This window comes from Clostridium sp. Marseille-Q7071 (assembly GCF_965112025.1).
Map to the genome: position 1 here is coordinate 44,835 of NZ_CBCOPR010000002.1, position 20,298 is coordinate 65,132.

A 20,298-nucleotide genomic window follows, 5' to 3' on the forward strand; every position below is an offset into this window, starting at 1 on the left:
AAATGTTAAAACAACGTTATGATAAAGTAAAATTTTATAGTAACAACTTAGTTTAATTCACAATTCACAATGCAAAATTCACAATTATGGATATTTCTCAGCAGAAGCTGAGAACTTTAAAACTAATTCTTTTTCGAAGTTACAAAGTAACTTCTTATAAAAATCTAGCAATTGTATTGCTAGTAAAAAAATCTGTTAAAGAAATTAATTTATAAAATTAATTTCCACCTTAATTGTGAATTGTAAATTTTGAATTCTGCATTACCTAAGTTCTCCATTGCCTAAAAAAGTTGGCTATGCTTCTCAGTATTTCAACTAAAAATCATAGCCATGTATATGGATATTAAATTTATGGTCATATAAATTCCTCCGTTATTACCACAAGTTAGTAACTAAATCTAAGTTTAAGTATGTATCAAGCGTCATGAGTATACTAATTTACACTGTTTTTTATACCCCTAAAACTAGATATATGAACACTTCAATTAATTTCTGGCATAGTTCCACTATTATGTTTTTCTATAATGTGTACTTTGGCATAGTGCCATTTGTGAATTTATGACAAATAATTAGTTAATTAATCACTTTTATTCCATTTTTAGCTGCTATACTTATAAGATCTACACCAGTTAAGTCGCCAGTATTAAATTTTACACACCAGCTAAGAAAATCATCATATTCTATTTGTTTTGGTAACTCTTCGAAAACTTTATTATCAAAACATAATAAATACTCTCTTGGATTTCTTCTAGATTCTAAACTTTTCTTATTCATGGTTTTAATTCTCTTTTTATTGTTTTTTTCTATCTTTAAGCTATACTCTTTATAGATTTCAGGATACTTCTCTTGTATATACTCTGAATGATCTTTTACCAATCTACATAAGTTTGCTTTACCCGTTCCGTATATAAGTGATAATTTATAATAACTACCGTATATCACATAGTCTTTTGCTATTATTGCTGCTATTTCCTTATAGTTTTTACTTAATTCCATTTTTAACTTTATATATTTTCCCATTTCTAAATTCCCCAATCTAAATATAATTAACGTGGCTCGTGCACCGATGATATTGCTGCATTAATGCTTATATTCACTATATTTCTAGTAGCTTCATATTCTTTTTTCAGTGTTGAGTTAAATGTTATATTATCTATGTCCAACATTTCATTTATTTCATTCAACTTCTTCTCTATTAGTAAATTATTTATATCAAGATTTCTTTTTAATATCTCAATTTCATCATTTCTTTTTTTATAAGCGTATTTTATTTTTTCATAAGCTATATAAACCACTCCACTTATAACTATAACGCTCAAAGAAAGCAAAATTAGCATTGTCCTCACTTCCAATCCCCCTTATGAACTTCATTTATACGGATATAACTTTATTGTAATAAAATTCTTATAACTAGAATCTGAAGAAATTATCCCATTCCACTTAAAACACTTGTTTCAATTGCTTTGATTATGATTTCTCTCTACCATTGGATTGAGTTCAAACCTTCCTCGTTTATCAAAGTTGTTGCTTAATATAATGAAAACTCTAGTCAATCCTGATGACTAGAGTTTTCATTTATTTCATATTTATACTTCAAGAATATTCTGAAATATAAATATATCATTTAAGGATAATATGCTATCTTTTACTTTTTTATTTCAAACTCCCCTACACCATTAAGCATCATGATTTTCTAACTTTGAAAATAGATCAAAATTTAACAAAAAGAATAATTTTTTATAAATAAATTATAGTTTATTTAAACATATATAATCAATACTGAAAAATGTCTAAAAAGTAAGTGAAAATTTTAAAATTTACTTACCCTTTGACAAAATAAAAGCAGGCTACATATAGAATATAGCCTGCTTTTATTTTTACCATGGTTTAGGATCTCCATCTGAACATAATATAATAGACTTATCGTGTAAATCCCTATTAATAGTTTTTAATTCTTTTGCAAATACAGTACTATAAAGTGTATTAATAGCTACTAATCCCATTAACACTAATATACCAATTCTTTTTTTCATTTTAGATCCTCCATCACTTATTATTTATAAATAATTTAATTATTTTAATAACTTATTTATAGTTAAAAATTAAATTTTTTTAAAAATCTATGTAACTAAATGCTCTTACATATATTTCTCCTAACCCCTTTTTTTTATCATAATTCTTAGTTTTTTCATCTATATTTTTTAATATTTCTAAATTCTTATTTATGCTATTTTTCGCTTCAAAATAATCAAATATTCTGTTTATTGCATCTAGTATTATCTCATTATTACTTATTAAGAATGCCTTATCTAATGTTTTATTAAAATAATAAAGCATTTTATCTTCATCGAAGTTTAAATAAATAGTAAAAGCCTCATGAAAGATTTGTGCTAATCTCTCATCATCAATATTATTATCATTACCAATCTGTATGGCCATATCAACATAAAACTTAGCTCTTCCATAATCTTTTAACAAACAGTAATGATGCGCTAAACTATTATATGCAATTACTATACTTCTATTACATTTTATTTTAATACTTAATTCTAAAGATTCATGGAGTTTTATTTTTGCAAGTTTATAGTTCCCAATTTGTCGATAAAGTTTTCCTTCCACAAGTGTTACATCACTAAGCTCACTTTCAGTAAGTTTAAACTCTGATTTAAGCTTATTTATATAGCACAATCCTTCTTTGCTCTTATTCAATTTTTTACAATATAGAGCCACATTAAAATATATTCTTTTTCTATATGTTTCGTTATCTATTTTATTCCGCTTCATATATTCCAATATATATTCACCTAGATGTACTATACTAGAATCTTTGTTTAACTCTATATATATTTTCATTTTAGTAAGTAATGATTCAATATATTCTATCTTATTTTGTTCTATTGATGATAAATCTAATTTTTTTAATATGTAAACTTCAGCCATATCATAATAAAAATTGTTATAATAAAATTCAATAACAACTTCAAAAAAATTATACATTACATATTCTGGTATATTATATGAATTAATTATTTTTTCAATATTATCAACTTTCAATTTAAACTGTTCTATTGATGCATTCTTATATTTACTCAGCTCTGTTATTCCATTTTTTACAATTCTTATAGCCTGTTCTTCTTCACTTAAAAGTAGTTCCTCTGAAGTTATATGTGGCAGCCTGTATTCTCCATCATCTATTATTTTATTTAAATTATCAGCAATAACCCTAGCTGCATTAACACTTAATAAAGCTCTCTTATTTTCAATTGCACTAATAAAATTTCGACTTATGTTTTTACTTGAAAGTTCTTTTTGTGCTGCATGCAGCATTATCCTTAATTTTTTTATTTTCTCTCCTGGATGTAAAATTTCATTCTCAAAATACATTGTAATTCTCCTCCCTTTTCTGGAAGAAACCTAAAATTCACTATACAATTTTATATTTTTCTAAAAAATGTTCTTTCACCCCTTATCCATAACCTTCATAAACCCTCTACCTTAATACGATTCTACATTAAGAGGGATAATCCTTTATTTATAGGTTATTTTTACATCTGTATATATCAAAAAAGAGCCCTGTTAAGAGCTCCTTTATTTATTTGCTTAAAACATAAATTTTATATTACAAATAATATAAATGAACATTTAAAAAATAAAACGGGGTCAAATGTAGGTCAGTAAATACATTTAACCCCGATAATGTTTAATTTTATGCCATCTATTTATATATAGAAACTATTCCCACTCTATAGTTGAAGGTGGTTTAGAAGTTACGTCGTAAACTATTCTGTTTACTCCTTTAACTTCATTAACAATTCTTCTTGAAACTTTATCTAATACTTCATATGGTACTCTTGCCCAATCTGAAGTCATTCCGTCTGAAGATGTAACTGCTCTTAATGCTACTGTATGACAGTAAGTTCTTTCATCTCCCATAACTCCAACAGATTGAACATTTGGAAGGCAAGCGAAGTATTGCCATATCTCGCTTTCTAAGCCGTTTAATGCAACTTCTTCTCTAAAAATAGCATCTGCTTCTCTAACTATTTCTAATTTATCTTCTGTAACTTCTCCAAGAACTCTTATTGCAAGACCTGGTCCTGGGAAAGGCTGTCTCCATACTAAATGATGTGGAATTCCAAGTTCCTCTCCAACTGCTCTAACTTCATCTTTAAATAACTCTCTTAATGGTTCAATAAGTTCAAAAGTTATATCTTCTGGAAGTCCTCCTACATTGTGGTGACTTTTAATTGTTGCAGATGTATTTGTTCCACTTTCTACAACGTCAGCATATATAGTTCCTTGAACTAAGAAATCTATTTCTCCAAGTTTATTAGATTCTTCTTCAAATACTCTAATAAACTCTTCTCCTATAATCTTTCTCTTTCTTTCTGGATCACTTACACCTTTAAGTTTTCCTAGGAATCTATCTTGTGCATTTACTCTTATAAGGTTCATGTCAAAACCTTTTCTAAATATTTCTTCAACCTGATCCCCTTCGTCTTTTCTTAAAAGACCGTGATCAACGAAGACACAAGTTAACTGTTTTCCAATAGCTTTATGTACTAGTACCGCTGCAACAGATGAGTCTACTCCACCTGATAATGCGCATAATACCTTTTTATCTCCAACTTTTTCTTTTATTTCTTTTATTTTTTCTTCTGCAAAAGAAGCCATTGACCAATCTCCAGCTACTTTACATACATTATATAAGAAATTCGTTATCATCTTCTCACCAAATAGTGTATGTTGAACTTCTGGATGGAATTGTACTCCGTATAACATTCTTTCTTCACTAGAAAAAGCTGCTATAGGGCATTCACTAGTGTGTCCTATAATCTCAAAACCTTGAGGTGCACTTTCTATGAAATCAGTATGACTCATCCAGCATTGTTTTTCAGATATTCCCTCAAATAATTTATTATTTATTTGAAGATTCACATCAGTTTTACCATATTCTCTAACTGTTGCTGTCTTAACATTTCCACCTAATGTATGTGCCATTAATTGTGCACCATAACATATTCCTAGTATTGGAATATTAAGTTCAAATATATTTTTATCTATTTGTGGAGCTGCTTCTCCATAAACACTGTTTGGTCCACCAGTAAATATTATTCCTTTTGGATTCATTTCTTTAATTTTCTCAGCAGAAATTGTATAAGGAACTATTTCACAATAGACATGATTTTCTCTTACTCTTCTTGCTATAAGTTGATTGTATTGTCCGCCAAAGTCAACAACTAATATAAGTTCTCTTTTCATTATCTTAGCTTCCTCCTTAAAATTGATTTCTCCTTTAGCAGTATTTAATAAAGTAATTAGTACCTTTACTAGCTATTTTATTAATACTACCTTAAAGAACTTAATCATCCTAAGATGATTAAGCACTATAGTTTGGAGCTTCTTTTGTGATTGAAATATCATGAGGATGACTTTCTCTAAGTCCCGCTGATGTTTGAATTACGAAAGTAGCAGTTTCATATAGTATTGGTAAAGTAGGTGATCCTAAGTATCCCATTCCTGAACGTATACCACCAACTAATTGATAAATTGTATCAACAACTGGTCCTTTAAATGGAAGCCTTCCTTCTACACCTTCTGGAACAAGTTTCTTATTATCTTCTTGGAAATATCTATCTTTACTTCCTGCCGCCATAGCTCCTAAAGAACCCATTCCTCTATAAACTTTATAACTTCTTCCTTGATAAATTTCAGTTTCTCCCGGTGCTTCTTCACAACCTGCAAACATTGAACCCATCATACAAATCTTAGCTCCAGCAGCAAGTGACTTAACTACGTCTCCTGAATATTTAAGTCCTCCGTCAGCAATAACTGGTACATCATATTTATTTGCTTCTTCTACACAGTCCATAATTGCTGTTAATTGAGGTACTCCAACTCCTGCAACAACTCTTGTTGTACAAATTGATCCTGGTCCGATACCAACTTTAATACAGTCTGCACCGGCTTCTATTAGATCTTTTGTAGCTTCAGCTGTAGCAACGTTTCCTGCAATAACTTGAAGTTCTGGATATTTTTCTTTAACAGTTTTTACAGCATCTAAAACTCCTTTGGAATGTCCATGTGCTGTATCTATAGTTATAATGTCAACATCTACTGCAACCAATGCATCTACTCTTTCCATCATATCCTTAGTTACACCAACTGCTGCACCACAAAGAAGTCTTCCTCTTTCATCCTTAGCTGCATTTGGGAATTTAACTGTTTTTTCTATATCTTTTACAGTTATTAATCCTGTTAAATTTCCTTCACTATCTACTAATGGCAATTTTTCTATTTTATGTTTTTTCAATATTTCTTTAGCATCTTCCACAGTAGTACCTTGAGGTGCAGTGACTAAATTTTTGCTTGTCATTACTTCCTCAATACTTTTAGTATAATCTGTTTCATAGACAATGTCTCTATTAGTAATAATTCCTACCAGTTTTTTTCCCTCTGTAACAGGTATCCCTGATATTCTGTATTTAGCCATTAAATCTAATGCATCTTGAACTATTTTACCTTTAGGTAATGATATAGGATTTGTAATTACACCATTTTCTTGTCTCTTAACTCTATCAACTTCATTAGCTTGAGCTTCAATACTCATATTTTTATGTATTATTCCAATTCCGCCTTCTCTTGCCATAGAAATTGCCATTTTAGATTCAGTTACCGTATCCATACCTGCACTCATTAATGGAATATTTAGTTTTATTTTTTTGGTTAAATTAGTAACTAAAGAAACATCCTTAGGTAAAACTTCAGATTTATTTGGAACTAATAATAAATCATCAAATGTGTATGCTTGTTTTAATATTCTTGCCATTATATCCTCACTCCTAATTGTAATTTTTAAATTCCCTCATAAGTTGTATTCCACAAATAATACATACTTATACAGTAAATAACTTGTCCATATATAAAGGAAATTAACTAAATCTAATTATCTAAAAAGTTTTAGTAATTTCTTCTAATATTAGACCTTTTAAATTGAATATGTTTAATACTTAAACTTGAAATTCATAGCAAATAAAAAATACTAACTCTACTTATTCCCTCTAAGTAAAATTAGTACTCAATAAAAGCTTCATTAATAAAAACTCAAATATAAGTATACCAATTTTACTCATAGTCAGAAATTCTTGGTTTCCGGTAGATACTCCTTGCCATATTCAAGGGATATATGAGTTAAATATATTAATATTTAATGCTATTTTTGTTATTTCCGTAACTTATTAAAACTATTCTATTTAATATTTAACATTTTGTCAACATTAAAAAAGAATAAAATTAATAAAAAGTTCATCTAATTATATAACGTATTTAATTTAAATTATAACTGTGAAATAAAAATCTATAAATGCTTTTTTATTCTTATGGAAAATTTGGAGATAATCTTGCTTTCTTATACCTTAACTTTAACTTTTTTATAATCACTTTATTAAGAATTAGTTTAAGCTCTAGAAATGTGAAAGAAAATGACAAGTCAAATATGAGCCATATAGTCTGCATCACACAAGGCGCTATATTCCATCTATAGTTATGCTATGAAAATGTTCTAATAACTCAATATGATAGAATATATGATAGAATATTAGTATGCTATTTCTCAAAGATGTCTTAGTTTATATTTTTAAAAAGTGATAAAGAATAACTTTATCACTCTATAAATATCCTATTTATCTTCTCTTAATAAGTACTCATTTCCATCTTGATCTTTAAATGAAAACATCTTTCCATAAGGCATAGCCATTAGCTTTCCTAAATCCACTCCATTTTCTTTCATCTCGTCATATGCCTTATCAATATCAGTTGTACTTAATATTATTGATGGATGAGTAACATTAGCTGACGGATTTTGAGTCTCCATTACTTCTTTATTATATAATATAAATGTTGCAAATTCATCTTCACTTGGACCTACTTCTAACCATTTCATACCTGGCATCATTTCTTGTTCAAACTTAACTACAAATCCCACTTTTTCAGTCCAGAATTTTTTAGCTTCTTCTTGATTATTTACGTATATTGTTATTTTTCCTATTTTATTTATCATTATCTTATCTTCCCTCCACAGAACATTTGTTCTTATTATAATATAGGTTATAAAAAATATCTACTATTTTTATCTTCAACTTTCAAAATTTTTTATACTTTCATATACATAAAAAAAGAGTTATGACTTTCGTCATAACTCCATGTTTTTTTATTAGTACATTCCACCCATTCCCATATCTGGTGCCATAGGTGCAACAGGATTTTTCTCTGGAAGATCTACTACAGCAGATTCTGTTGTTAAGAATGTTGCAGCTACTGATGCAGCATTTTGAAGAGCAGTTCTTGCAACCTTAGTTGGGTCAACTATACCAGCTTTTATCATGTCTACGAATTCTCCTCTTAATGCATCGTAACCCATTTCTGCTCCAGTTCCTTTAACTTTTTCTATGATTACAGAACCTTCATAACCAGCATTTATAACTATTTGTCTTAATGGTTCTTCTAATGCTTTTTTCACAATATTGATACCAACTTGAATATCATCTATATCAGAAGTTAATTTTTCAACTTCAGGAATTGCATTTGCATATGCAGTTCCACCACCAGCAATTATTCCTTCTTCAACAGCAGCTTTGGTAGCAGCTAATGCGTCTTCTATTCTTAATTTTCTTTCTTTAAGTTCTGTTTCTGTAGCAGCTCCAACTTTTATTACAGCTACTCCACCTGCAAGTTTTGCAAGTCTTTCATTTAATTTTTCTTTATCGAAATCAGAAGTTGTTTCTTCCATTTGTATTTTTATTTGATTTACTCTTTGAGCTATATTTTCTTTATTTCCTTTTCCATTTACAATAGTCGTATTTTCTTTAGAAATTTTAACACTTTCAGCTCTTCCAAGCATTTCTACTGTAGCTTCTTTTAGGTCATATCCTAATTCTTCAGAAATTACAACTCCACCTGTAAGTATTGCTATATCTTCAAGCATTTCTTTTCTTCTGTCACCAAATCCAGGAGCTTTAACAGCAACACAAGTAAATGTTCCTCTTAATTTATTAACTACTAATGTAGCTAATGCTTCTCCTTCTATGTCTTCAGCAATTATTAATAATTTCTTTCCTTGCTGAACTATTTGTTCAAGTACTGGTAGAATTTCTTGTAAGTTACTGATTTTCTTATCAGTGATTAAGATATATGCGTCATCTAAAATAGCTTCCATTTTATCTGGATCAGTTACCATATATGGACTTAAATATCCTCTGTCAAATTGCATTCCTTCAACTACGTCAAGCTCTGTTCCCATAGTTCTAGATTCTTCAACAGTGATAACTCCTTCATTTCCCACTTTTTCCATTGCATCTGCTATTAATTGTCCGATTTCTTCATCTGCCGCTGATACAGCTGCAACTCTTGATATATCTTCTTTTCCGTTTATTGGCTTAGAATATTTTTTTATTTCTTCAACAGCTTTATCTACTGCCATTCTTATTCCATTTCTTATTAACATTGGATTAGCACCAGCTGTTACGTTTTTTAAGCCCTCTCTTATTATAGCTTGAGCTAAAACTGTAGCTGTTGTAGTACCATCCCCTGCTACATCATTAGTTTTTGTAGCAACTTCTTTAACAAGTTGTGCTCCCATATTTTCAAAAGCATCTTCAAGTTCTATTTCTCTAGCAATTGTTACTCCATCATTAGTTATAAGTGGAGAACCGAATTTTTTATCTAAAACAACGTTTCTTCCTTTTGGTCCTAAAGTTACTTTAACTGTATCTGCTAAAGTATCCACTCCTCTTTGCATAGCTCTTCTTGCTTCTTCACCGAATAAAATTGTCTTAGCCATGATAAAACCTCCTATTATACGCTTACTTTTCGACTATATTCTATAATATTACTCTATAACTGCTAATATATCTTCTTGCTTTAATATGATATATTCTTGTCCTTCGTGTTTAATTTCATTACCTGCGTATTTAGAGAATAATATTTTATCCCCTACTTTAACTTCCATTTTTATTTCTTTTCCGTCAACTACAAGTCCTGAGCCTACTGCAATAACCTCAGCCTCTTGTGGTTTCTCCTTTGATGCTGACGTAAGAACTATTCCGCTCTTAGTCTTCTCCTCAGCCTCTAATCTTTTTATAACTACTCTATCACCAAGTGGTTTTATTGCCATAGTTTAGCCCTCCTTAAATATATGAAATAAAAATTATTTATTTTCAATTTGTTAGCACTCCATATCATTGAGTGCTAATTCTATTATTATCATAATTAAACCTTAGATTAATATCAAATTTGCTTTACAGTTCAAAAATAGCCTTTATTCCAATTTTCCTTAATATAACTTTATTTTCCTTATCTTTTCTCAATATTTCTATTAATTGTATTTTTTATCAACTTTTATTTTAGGCATATGAAATAAAATAACTAGTTAAAAGTACGAAATCTATTTTACATCAAACAGTTCGACAAATTTTCATTATAGTCTAGCTATCATTAAATTATGACGACGCAGTATGATATACGGTTCCTTAATCAAAATTTAACTTATGCGTGATTTTAATTTCCATAATAAAAAATCTTTTTTTGAATAAAGAATTATGGTTAAAACTCTACTGCTAAAGCTTTTGGAGTTTTTTAAAAATAAATTTTATTTTAAGAAATTCACCTTTAGTGAATTTTTTCCTGAATTTTTCATTCTTCATTATTAATCCTTAATTTCTAAGGATTTAGACTATTTTTATAGAAAATTTATTTTCTAGAGTATATATTAAGTTTTCGCATTGTATCCCTATACAAACCAGATGAACATACTAACTAGTTATTTTTAAATATGCTTTAATATTCATTCCCTTTTTTTTCTTTTTTCATGTAAATATTGAAGTACTTTATTTCCTTTTAGTACTCCTATTAAGAAAAATATAATGGATATTATGGCTAAGCTTCCTAAAATTACATAGTTTCTATCACCTATACTATGTCCAAATATAGCTGAAATAATTATCCACGGAAATCTGCCCATACTTGAATACAATATAAAATCCCAAAAATCTACATCAGATAATCCACAAAGATAGACTAATATATCTTTAGGTATCCCTGGAATTAAGTATACAAGCAATATGACCATTTTATTACTACCTTTTGTTAATATCTTTCTAAAGAATTTTAAATTCTTCTTTTCTATGATTTTTCGGACCATATCCCTTGCCAAGTATCTTGCAATTAAATATCCAATAGCACTTCCTAGAAAAATGCCAATAACAGAAATTATTCCTCCTAAAAAACTACCAAAAATGTATCCTCCTGCAATTTGTATAACTTCTCCTGGAATAAAGAAAAATACTACTTGAAGTATTTGTATTAGTATAAAGATTAATATGCTATAACTTCCATAGGATAAGATAACCTCTTTTATTTTATCTGGATTTTTAAACAAATCAGCATATTTAAAAAAATACTCATAACCAATAAATCCACCAATGATTATGAGAATTCCTAATATAATATATACTTTATACTTATTTATTTTATCAATTATATAATTCATAAACATCCCTTCTGCAATGGAAAATTGACAATGGACAATGGACAATTATTGACATTTCTCAGCAGTAGCTGAGAAATTTAAAATAATTATTTTTAGGCTACACAGTAACTTTTATAAAAAATTAGCATTTATAGTTTCTCCATAGTATTAGTTAACTTTATTAGTATCCTCTTCTTATATAATTGAGAATTGACGATTGACAATGGACAATTATTGATACTTCTCCTTTAAAGGAGAAGTTTTCAATTGATTTCTTTTTTAAAGTGACGTAGTCACTTTTATTAAAAATACATTAGAAGAAATTAGTTTGATTAAAACTAATTTCAACCGCATTGCCAATTGTCCATTTTCAATTCTCAATTGACTAACTTGTTCATACTACTCAATCTTTATGTTGTTTTCCCTAGCGTAGTAGAATAGATATTGTTGTGCAAAGCCTGATAATTCTCCAAATTTATCACGAGCAAATATTCTTATCTTAGGTAAAGATACATCTGGTGCTAAATAGAAAAATTGCATTGCTCTTTTTACCCATACATCCACCGGGAAAGCAGAATATTTCTCCATTGAGAAAAGCATTATACAGTCTGAAACTTTAGGTCCTATACCATTAAACTGCTTTAGTGCTTCATGACACTCATCATCACTTAATGATTTTATTTCTTCCAAATTATAAACATTATTATAAACTTTGTTTATAGCATCAGTTATGTATTTTGCTCTAAATCCAACTCCTAAGCTTTCAATTTCTTCTGGTAAAGCATTTATAAGTTGCTCTGGTGTAGGGAAAGCATAATATGTTTTACCTTTATAATGAAGTTCATCTCCGAATTTCTTACTTATATTTTCTATTGCTCTTTTTATCATTGGGATTCTATTGTTTGCAGAAGTTATAAAAGATAGCACTATTTCGAAAGGTTCTTGCTGAAGTAATCTAATTCCATGTCCAAATTCTACGGATTTTTTAAGTAATGAATCCTTACTTAATTCTTCTTTAATAGAAGTATAATCTCTTTTTAAATCAAAATAGTCGCACCATATGTTATCAAAGTCTTCTTTAGTTGTATTATAAATTATTACCTCATCATTATTTTTTTCTAACTCTATAACTTTTCTATAAGCTACCATAATATAATTATCATTTTCTAACCTACTCCATCTAAAGCATTGTCCGCATTCAAAAATATGAGGTAATTCAAAGTTTTTAACTCCCTTTAATACAATTCTATCTCCAAATTCTAAAATTTCTTTAAAATCCATCATAACACATCCTTTTATTATAAAATTAGCTTTAGTAAATATAAGAGATATTATAATTCTTTCACTAAATAAACAAGTTATACAATTGAGAACTTAAAATAATGCACAATTCACAGTTCACAATTCACAATTAAGGAGGAAATTATTTTTAAACAAAATAATTTCTTTTAATAAATTTTTGACTAGCAATACAGTTGCTAGTTATGTGGCGAACACTGCTCGCCGCTACGGAATCAATTCTAAATTTCTCAGTGACAGCTGAGAAATATCCATAATTGTGAATTTTGCGCTGTGAATTGTGAATTACCTAAGTTCTCTCATAACTATCTCATCTAAAACTTCTGCACCAATTTCTATCATTTTAAAACATCTTGCTTCGTCATTCCTATAACTTTCTTTTAATTTTGCACAATTATCGCTACCTAACTTTGAGGTAAATTTTTCAAAGTATTCCTTCGTTAAGTTTTTTACTCTATCACTTTCATGAGCTCTTTCTTCAGTAAATAATATTCCAATTACAGATATAGCACCTGTTATAACACCGCAAACACTTTCCACTGCCATTCCACCACCAAAAGCTGCCATTGCCTTTAAGGTTTGTTTATTAAGATTCATATTATATTCTTCATTTGCCGCATAAATTATAGTTTCAGCACAATTTAAATCATATTCACTACCGTAAAATCTTTTTACCTTATCCAACAACATAAAATCTTCCTCCCAAAGCTTTATTTCTTCAAGGCATCTGACAGAAAATAATTGACCAAAGATGTTAGTATATTTTAGACATATGAAAGAAAATAGCTAGTTAAAGATTCGAAATATGTTTTGCATCAGAAAAGGAGACAGGTTTTCATGATAGTTTAGCTATCATGGAGTTCTGACGACGCAGTATGATGCAAAATAGATGAGTATACTAACTAGCTATTTTTTGAATATGCCTCATATCAGACAAGGCGTCAGGTTCTGCTCATAGTGGTGCTATGATCAGGTTCTGACAACGCAGTATGATATAAAATAGGTTAACCATACCGATCTATTATTTTTTTGAACATGCCTAATATATAACTAAATAAATTATATCACTTGTCCACATTAAAAAGAAGAAAACCTTAGGCAATTGAGGATTGACAATGGAAAATTGACAATTAAGGTTGAAATTAGTTTTAGTCAAACTAATTTCTTTAACTAATTTTTTTACTAGCAATTGCATTGCTAGCTTTTTATAAGAAGTTACTGAATAACTTCAAAAAGAAATCAATTCAAAGTTTCTCTTATAAAAGAGAAACATCAACAATTCTCCATTGTCAATCGTCAATTCTCAATTGTATAAATCTCTCCTTTAAGTACAATCACAGCCTTACCAATTAATTCAACTCTATCATGATTTAAAATGTTAAGTAGTATTTCTCCACCTCTCTCTGAGGCTTGATATGCTTTTAATGTATTTTTATTAAAAATTTCCTTCCAATAATTAGCCAATAAAGTATGAACAGATCCAGTGACAGAATCTTCATTTATACCTGCCCATGGATTAAAATAACGAGAAATAAAATCATAGTTCTCATCACCTTTACATGTAACCCCTACTCCTTTAATATCTGTTTTAAAGGCTATAGCTTTCATTTTTTCATAATTAGGTTTAAGTTCTAATACTTCTTTTATGCTATTAAGTTTAATAACTACTTTCCTTGTATTTTCACCGATTACACAATCTTTAAACTCTTTAATTCCCATTGCTTCTAATAACTGATTTTCAGGTACTATATCCGTTGGTTCATCTAGTGGAAAATTTAAAGATATACCTTTTAATTTTTTTTCACACACAAGATTGCCACTTTTAGTTTGGAAATTTAGTTTTTCATTACAATTGTTATAGTGCTCAAATATAACCTGTGAAGTTGCAAGAGTAGCGTGTCCACATAAGGTCACTTCTTGAGTTGGCGTAAACCATCTTAATGAAAAAGTTTTTTCATCTTTGAAGGACTTTCCGTCTATAGCTTTAACAAAAGCAGTTTCTGATAAATTCATTTCTTTAGCAATAGCTTGTAGAATCTCGTCTTCTATTTCATCTTCTAAAATACATACTGCTGCTGGGTTACCTTTAAACTTTTCTTCTGTAAAAGCATCTACTTGAAATATTCTTAATGTTTTCATACTTTTCCTCCTAAATATAAAGTATTTAAAATATTTTTCTCTTCATGAATTCCAAATGAAAGTTTAAGGATTTTGGATACATACTCCTATTGAAATCATGGAAATCTAGTTTTAAAAATATTATAATATAGTGGCATCAAGTATGCTATAAGTATATAAATTCAAAAATTAATGCATATTTAAAGTAATTAGTGTTTTTTATTATCTTAAATAACGCTATTAAATGCACAATTGCGGACATTTCTCAGCAAAAGCTGAGAAATTTAAAATTAATTTATTTTTAAAGCTAAACAGTAACTTCAATAAAAATAACAAATTATAAATTATTTAAAATTTTTTAGATAGAATCTAAATTTAATAATCAGTTAAAATATAGCTAATAATAAAATTAGTTAATTAATTATGGTACAAAAGCAAAAGGAGAGAGAAAATGAAGGCACTAGAAAATAAAGAGCTATCAGATAAAGAATATATCTATACTCTTGAAAAACTATTAAATCATGTTAAAGAAGGTAAAGGTCTCGTTGGACTTTGTGAAGAGGTTGGTAATATTGCGCTAATAGATGAGATAAACAGCCATCCTATAAATAGAGATCAACTAAAAGCAAGAGATACTAAGTATCAGCCTTGTCCTTTAGACCTTAGATTACATAGACCATCAGAAAAACCTATAAAATCATATCATGGTTGTTTTTATCACTGTGGTTACAAGGAACTATCAAAACTTAGCAAAGAAGAACAAATAGCATTTATCGAAAGGATAATAGAAGATTATAAAAAACTAAGAATGGAAAATAAAGAATAAATAAATTATAAATACTTTTCATTTATACTAAATTTATTTTCTTAAGTAACACTGTTATTTACATTTGCTTTTATCAATAAAATAATTTTATATTTAATAATAAGTCTTTATGTAAACATTTAAATCATAACTTTCTAAAAAAATATACAAGCTTCATAGTAAGCTTGTATATTTTTATTAAATATGTTATTTAAACAATTTAGTTATTTTTTGATAAATCTTCGTCTATAGCTTTAGCAGCTTTTTTACCTGCTTCCATTGCAAGTATAACTGTTGCAGCACCTGTTACAGCATCTCCACCAGCATAAACTTTAGCTTTAGAAGTTTTTCCTGTCTCTTCATCAGCTACTATACACTTCCACTTATTAATCTCTAATCCTTCTGTTGTAGATGGAATTAGTGGGTTTGGTGATGTTCCTAATGACATTATAACTGTATCACAGTCAATTACAAACTCAGAACCTGGAACCTCAACAGGCCTTCTTCTTCCTGAAGCATCAGCTTCTCCTAGCTCCATTCTTATGCATTTCATTCCTTTAACCCATCCATTTTCATCTCCAAGGATTTCAATTGGATTAACTAGAAGGTCAAGTATTATTCCTTCTTCTTTAGCATGATGTACTTCTTCAACTCTTGCTGGAAGTTCTGCTTCACTTCTTCTATAAACTATATGAGTCTCTGCCCCTAGTCTTAAAGCTGTTCTAGCAGCATCCATAGCAACGTTTCCACCACCAACAACTGCAACTTTATTACCAGCTTTTATTGGAGTAGAATATCCTTCTTTGAAAGCTTTCATTAGGTTATTTCTTGTTAAAAATTCATTTGCAGAGAATACTCCATTTAAGTTTTCTCCTGGTATTCCCATAAATTTAGGAAGACCTGCACCTGAACCTATAAACACCGCTTCAAATTTTTCTTCACTTATTAATTGATCTATTGTAACTGTTCTTCCAACAATTACATTATGTTCTATTTTTACACCTAATTTAATTAAATTATTTATTTCATGCTTAACAACTGTTTCCTTTGGTAATCTAAACTCAGGAATTCCATAAACTAAAACTCCACCTGGTTCATGTAATGCTTCAAACACAGTTACATCATATCCCATTTTAGCTAAATCCCCAGCACAAGTTATTCCTGCTGGACCTGAGCCTATAACAGCTACTTTTCTATTCTTCTTTTCTATATCTTTAGTTAAATCTACATTATGTTCTCTTGACCAGTCAGCCACAAATCTTTCAAGTTTACCAATTGCCACAGGCTCTCCTTTTATTCCAAGAACGCATTTACTTTCACATTGCAATTCTTGAGGACAAACTCTTCCACAAACTGCTGGAAGTGCTGTATACTTATCTAAAGCTTTAGCAGCTTCTTCAAATTCTCTATTTTTAACATGTGCTATAAATTCTGGTATATCTATAGCAACTGGACATTTACCAACACATGGTTTGTTTTTACAGTTTAAACATCTTGAAGCTTCTTGTACAGCTTCTTCTTCATTATATCCTAAACATACTTCTTCAAAGTTTTTAGCCCTTACTTTAGCATCTTGTTCTGCTATTGGAGTTCTCTTCATTCTATCTATAGCCATTATTTATTACCTCCTAAACCACAGCCTTCTTTTATGCTATCTTTTTTACACTCTTCAGTTTTATACATTGATATTCTTTTTAATGCCTCATCAAAGTTAACTTTGTGTCCATCAAATTCTGGGCCATCAACACAAGCAAATTTAGTTTCATTTCCAACTGTAACTCTACATGCTCCACACATTCCAGTTCCATCAACCATTATTGGATTTAAACTTACAACTGTTCTTATTCCTAGCTCTTCTGTTAACTTACAAACGAATTTCATCATTATCATAGGTCCTATTGATACAACTAAATCATATTTTTTACCTTCGTTTTGTACTAGATCTTGTAATTTATTAGTTACCATTCCTTTGAAACCATGAGTACCATCATCTGTACATACAAAAACATCTCCAGCAACAGTTTTCATTTCTTCTTCTAAAATTACCATTTCCTTAGTTTTATATCCCATTATAACATCAGCTTTTATGCCTTGTTCATTTAACCATTTAACTTGTGGATAAACTGGAGCAGCTCCAACACCACCAGATATAAATAATATCTTCTTATTTTTAAGTTCTTCTAAGTCTTCATGTAATAGTTCAGATTCCATCCCCAATGGTCCAACAAAATCAGCTACCATATCTCCAGCTTCTAATTTTGCCATTTCTTTAGTTGAACATCCAATAGTTTGAACAACTATTGTAACTGTTCCTTTTTCTGCGTCTGTGTCGCAAATAGTTAAAGGAACTCTTTCTCCTTTTTCATCCATTCTAACGATTATAAATTGACCTGGTTTAGCTGATCTAGCTACCCTAGGTGCTTCAATATTCATTAAGAAAATTTGAGGTGCTAAATCCCTTTTTTCAGCTATTTTATACATATTCATGTTCCTCCAAATCTAATCATTTTAATAAGGCATCTTCAAAAATAACTAATCAGTATGCTAGTCTATTTTATTTTAGACACCTAAAGATAACTTGTCCATACTAAATATACACTAACCTAATTATACTATACATTCCTTATGTTTTTGCAACAAAAAAGGGACAATAAGTAAATATGCACACAAATAAATGCTATTTACACCTGTCCTTTTATCTGAAAGTTTCCCCAAAACCACAAATTAAAATAATTTTGAGTTTCTTCTTCGATGCTCATAAAATGAGTCTCTCCAGGGTGGTATCCGATTATTGTACTTCACCTGAAAGCTTCTGAATAGCCCATAGCTATACTATTCATTTCTTCTACGGTTATCCCTATATAAAACGGAATATCTCCAACAATCCTCATTCACCAAAATATTAACTTTACATATATATTCTATATTCTATATTCTATATAGTCAATATTAATTGTACATATTATTAGAATTTTTTCACTATTCGCATTTTTTCTAACAAACGTTTACATTATATACAATATAATACTATTTGTGTGTTTTCTTTTTATTACATTTTAAAAACTATTTATTTCACAAGCAAAGATATAACAATAACTTTGTATCTTTGAACTTAGAAGTTAAGGTATCAATAAATAACTAGTCATCACGCTATCTTATCTTATATCATGTTTTGCTGACAAAACTATCAATCTATCTGATATAAAATAGGTTCCACCTTTGACTAGTTATTTTATTTCAGACACCTTAATACATTTCTATAAACTTATAAATCTATAATTTCATATATTTAAATTAAAAATCTACTTTTTCTCCATTAAATGTGCAAGTAAATATTTTTTTCATTTCTTCAACAGAAACAGTTCTTGGGTTAGAGCCAGTGCAAGCATCTTGTATTGCATTTTCTGAAATATAATCTACCCATTTATTAAAATCTTCTTCTTTTACACCATATTCTTTTAATGAAGAAGGTATGTCCATAACATCATTTAATTCTCTTATACAGTCTGTTAATGCATTTATTAATTCTTCATCGCTTTCGCCAGTTAAACCTAAATTTCTAGCAACATTAGCATATCTTTCACTACAAGCAGTTTTATTAAAATCTATAACATATGGTAAAAATATTGCATTAGCACATCCATGTGGAATATTAAATACTGCACCGGTTTTATGAGCCATTGAATGAGTTATACCTAATAGTGCATTTGTAAACGCCATTCCTGCTAAACATTGTGCTATATGCATTTGTTCTCTAGCTTTTTTACAGCCATCATAAGATTGTAATATATTTTTCTTTATCATTGTTATTGCTTCCATAGCTAATGGATCAGAAAAATGTGATTTATTAGATGCTACATAAGCCTCTATAGCATGAGTCAATGCATCCATTCCAGTATGAGCTACTAAGCTCTTAGGCATAGTCATAGTAAGTTCAGTGTCTAGTATAGCTATATCTGGAGTTATATTATAATCCGCTAATGGATATTTTATTTTCTTTTCATAGTCAGTGATAACGGAAAATGCTGTTACTTCTGTTGCCGTACCACTGGTTGAAGGTATTGCTACAAATCTAGCTTTATTTCTTAATGTAGGAATAGAAAATGGATCCTTAATATCCTCAAAAGTTAATTCAGGATGCTCATAAAATACCCACATAGCCTTTGCAGCATCTATTGGTGATCCTCCTCCTATAGAAACAATCCACTCTGGTTCAAAGTTTCTCATTTCCTCTGCACCTTTCATAACTGTTTCAATAGATGGATCTGGTTCTACTCCTTCTAATATTTTGACTTCTATATTAGCTTCTTCTAATAGATTTTTAACTTTATCCAAGAAACCAAACTTTTGCATTGAGCTACCACCTGTAACTATTATAGCTCTTTTACCTTTTAAAGATTTTAAAACTTCTAATGAGTTTTCACCATAATAGATGTCTCTTGGTAATGTAAATCTGTTCATTATTAATCCCCTTTCACAGCCATCCAAAGATAACTGCCCCTCAATAATATTGATAATAAATTAACAATTTGTACAAGTATATTGTACTCTT

The 20,298-nt window shown here is 29.2% G+C and carries 17 protein-coding genes and 2 riboswitches; of the genes, 1 reads left to right on the forward strand and 16 read right to left on the reverse strand.

What is annotated here, in order from left to right:
* Positions 1 to 573: 573 nt before the first annotated feature.
* The 13 genes from ACWPW7_RS22970 to ACWPW7_RS23030 form a co-directional block, all read right to left on the reverse strand.
* Positions 574 to 1,020: a hypothetical protein gene (locus tag ACWPW7_RS22970; protein WP_454055582.1), complete on the reverse strand. Its 447-nt coding sequence runs from the start codon at positions 1,018 to 1,020 to the stop codon at positions 574 to 576.
* 26 nt (positions 1,021 to 1,046) lie between these two features.
* Positions 1,047 to 1,346, reverse strand: a complete 300-nt coding sequence (locus tag ACWPW7_RS22975) for a hypothetical protein (RefSeq protein ID WP_454055583.1) — start codon at positions 1,344 to 1,346, stop codon at positions 1,047 to 1,049.
* Between the two features lie 531 nt (positions 1,347 to 1,877).
* Positions 1,878 to 2,033, reverse strand: a complete 156-nt coding sequence (locus ACWPW7_RS22980; protein ID WP_454055584.1) for a hypothetical protein — start codon at positions 2,031 to 2,033, stop codon at positions 1,878 to 1,880.
* A 79-nt stretch (positions 2,034 to 2,112) separates the two neighbouring features.
* Complete coding sequence (locus tag ACWPW7_RS22985; RefSeq protein ID WP_454055585.1) at positions 2,113 to 3,384, reverse strand: helix-turn-helix domain-containing protein; 1,272 nt, start codon at positions 3,382 to 3,384, stop codon at positions 2,113 to 2,115.
* Positions 3,385 to 3,732: 348 nt separating this feature from the next.
* Entirely contained in the window at positions 3,733 to 5,262 is a 1,530-nt protein-coding gene (gene guaA, locus ACWPW7_RS22990; RefSeq protein WP_454055586.1) for a glutamine-hydrolyzing GMP synthase, read from the reverse strand.
* A gap of 118 nt (positions 5,263 to 5,380) precedes the next feature.
* A complete protein-coding gene (gene guaB / locus ACWPW7_RS22995) occupies positions 5,381 to 6,829 on the reverse strand; it encodes an IMP dehydrogenase (RefSeq protein WP_454055587.1) in 1,449 nt (482 codons plus the stop codon).
* Between the two features lie 283 nt (positions 6,830 to 7,112).
* Positions 7,113 to 7,210, reverse strand: a riboswitch (purine riboswitch).
* 468 nt (positions 7,211 to 7,678) lie between these two features.
* On the reverse strand, positions 7,679 to 8,059 hold the full coding sequence (locus ACWPW7_RS23000; protein ID WP_454055588.1) for a VOC family protein: 381 nt from the start codon (positions 8,057 to 8,059) through the stop codon (positions 7,679 to 7,681).
* Positions 8,060 to 8,212: 153 nt separating this feature from the next.
* Positions 8,213 to 9,838 carry a chaperonin GroEL gene (groL, locus tag ACWPW7_RS23005; protein ID WP_454055589.1) on the reverse strand — a complete coding sequence of 542 codons (1,626 nt, stop codon included), beginning with the start codon at positions 9,836 to 9,838 and terminating at the stop codon, positions 8,213 to 8,215.
* A gap of 48 nt (positions 9,839 to 9,886) precedes the next feature.
* On the reverse strand, positions 9,887 to 10,171 hold the full coding sequence (groES, locus tag ACWPW7_RS23010; RefSeq protein WP_039632861.1) for a co-chaperone GroES: 285 nt from the start codon (positions 10,169 to 10,171) through the stop codon (positions 9,887 to 9,889).
* 669 nt (positions 10,172 to 10,840) lie between these two features.
* Positions 10,841 to 11,545 carry a TVP38/TMEM64 family protein gene (locus ACWPW7_RS23015; protein ID WP_454055590.1) on the reverse strand — a complete coding sequence of 235 codons (705 nt, stop codon included), beginning with the start codon at positions 11,543 to 11,545 and terminating at the stop codon, positions 10,841 to 10,843.
* A gap of 378 nt (positions 11,546 to 11,923) precedes the next feature.
* The gene (locus tag ACWPW7_RS23020; RefSeq protein ID WP_454055591.1) at positions 11,924 to 12,805 is read right to left on the reverse strand and encodes a DNA-3-methyladenine glycosylase family protein; all 882 of its coding nucleotides are present in this window, start codon (positions 12,803 to 12,805) and stop codon (positions 11,924 to 11,926) included.
* Positions 12,806 to 13,108: 303 nt separating this feature from the next.
* Positions 13,109 to 13,513, reverse strand: a complete 405-nt coding sequence (locus tag ACWPW7_RS23025) for a C-GCAxxG-C-C family (seleno)protein (RefSeq protein ID WP_454055592.1) — start codon at positions 13,511 to 13,513, stop codon at positions 13,109 to 13,111.
* Positions 13,514 to 14,119: 606 nt separating this feature from the next.
* Positions 14,120 to 14,962 (reverse strand): PhzF family phenazine biosynthesis protein, encoded by an 843-nt coding sequence (locus tag ACWPW7_RS23030; protein ID WP_454055593.1) that lies wholly within the window; start codon positions 14,960 to 14,962, stop codon positions 14,120 to 14,122.
* A 430-nt stretch (positions 14,963 to 15,392) separates the two neighbouring features.
* Here ACWPW7_RS23030 and ACWPW7_RS23035 point away from each other — a divergent pair, with 430 nt between their 5' ends.
* Positions 15,393 to 15,767 (forward strand): hypothetical protein, encoded by a 375-nt coding sequence (locus ACWPW7_RS23035; RefSeq protein ID WP_454055594.1) that lies wholly within the window; start codon positions 15,393 to 15,395, stop codon positions 15,765 to 15,767.
* A 199-nt stretch (positions 15,768 to 15,966) separates the two neighbouring features.
* On the opposite strand, the gene gltA is transcribed toward ACWPW7_RS23035, so the two are convergent.
* The 3 genes from gltA to ACWPW7_RS23050 form a co-directional block, all read right to left on the reverse strand.
* On the reverse strand, positions 15,967 to 17,355 hold the full coding sequence (gene gltA, locus ACWPW7_RS23040; RefSeq protein ID WP_454055609.1) for an NADPH-dependent glutamate synthase: 1,389 nt from the start codon (positions 17,353 to 17,355) through the stop codon (positions 15,967 to 15,969).
* Positions 17,356 to 17,360: 5 nt separating this feature from the next.
* Entirely contained in the window at positions 17,361 to 18,227 is an 867-nt protein-coding gene (locus tag ACWPW7_RS23045) for a sulfide/dihydroorotate dehydrogenase-like FAD/NAD-binding protein (RefSeq protein WP_039632847.1), read from the reverse strand.
* Positions 18,228 to 18,423: 196 nt separating this feature from the next.
* Positions 18,424 to 18,532, reverse strand: a riboswitch (glycine riboswitch).
* A 508-nt stretch (positions 18,533 to 19,040) separates the two neighbouring features.
* Positions 19,041 to 20,207 (reverse strand): iron-containing alcohol dehydrogenase, encoded by a 1,167-nt coding sequence (locus ACWPW7_RS23050; protein WP_454055595.1) that lies wholly within the window; start codon positions 20,205 to 20,207, stop codon positions 19,041 to 19,043.
* Positions 20,208 to 20,298 lie beyond the last annotated feature (91 nt).

What these genes read in the sequence shown, in the direction of transcription:
- ACWPW7_RS22970 (WP_454055582.1), bottom strand. Translation starts at nt 1,020, where the DNA reads ATGGGAAAATATATAAAGTTAAAAATGGAATTAAGTAAAAACTATAAG.
- ACWPW7_RS22980 (WP_454055584.1), bottom strand. Translation starts at nt 2,033, where the DNA reads ATGAAAAAAAGAATTGGTATATTAGTGTTAATGGGATTAGTAGCTATT.
- ACWPW7_RS22985 (WP_454055585.1), bottom strand. Translation starts at nt 3,384, where the DNA reads ATGTATTTTGAGAATGAAATTTTACATCCAGGAGAGAAAATAAAAAAA.
- guaA (WP_454055586.1), bottom strand. Translation starts at nt 5,262, where the DNA reads ATGAAAAGAGAACTTATATTAGTTGTTGACTTTGGCGGACAATACAAT.
- guaB (WP_454055587.1), bottom strand. Translation starts at nt 6,829, where the DNA reads ATGGCAAGAATATTAAAACAAGCATACACATTTGATGATTTATTATTA.
- ACWPW7_RS23000 (WP_454055588.1), bottom strand. Translation starts at nt 8,059, where the DNA reads ATGATAAATAAAATAGGAAAAATAACAATATACGTAAATAATCAAGAA.
- groL (WP_454055589.1), bottom strand. Translation starts at nt 9,838, where the DNA reads ATGGCTAAGACAATTTTATTCGGTGAAGAAGCAAGAAGAGCTATGCAA.
- groES (WP_039632861.1), bottom strand. Translation starts at nt 10,171, where the DNA reads ATGGCAATAAAACCACTTGGTGATAGAGTAGTTATAAAAAGATTAGAG.
- ACWPW7_RS23015 (WP_454055590.1), bottom strand. Translation starts at nt 11,545, where the DNA reads ATGAATTATATAATTGATAAAATAAATAAGTATAAAGTATATATTATA.
- ACWPW7_RS23020 (WP_454055591.1), bottom strand. Translation starts at nt 12,805, where the DNA reads ATGGATTTTAAAGAAATTTTAGAATTTGGAGATAGAATTGTATTAAAG.
- ACWPW7_RS23025 (WP_454055592.1), bottom strand. Translation starts at nt 13,513, where the DNA reads ATGTTGTTGGATAAGGTAAAAAGATTTTACGGTAGTGAATATGATTTA.
- ACWPW7_RS23030 (WP_454055593.1), bottom strand. Translation starts at nt 14,962, where the DNA reads ATGAAAACATTAAGAATATTTCAAGTAGATGCTTTTACAGAAGAAAAG.
- ACWPW7_RS23035 (WP_454055594.1), top strand. Translation starts at nt 15,393, where the DNA reads ATGAAGGCACTAGAAAATAAAGAGCTATCAGATAAAGAATATATCTAT.
- ACWPW7_RS23045 (WP_039632847.1), bottom strand. Translation starts at nt 18,227, where the DNA reads ATGTATAAAATAGCTGAAAAAAGGGATTTAGCACCTCAAATTTTCTTA.
- ACWPW7_RS23050 (WP_454055595.1), bottom strand. Translation starts at nt 20,207, where the DNA reads ATGAACAGATTTACATTACCAAGAGACATCTATTATGGTGAAAACTCA.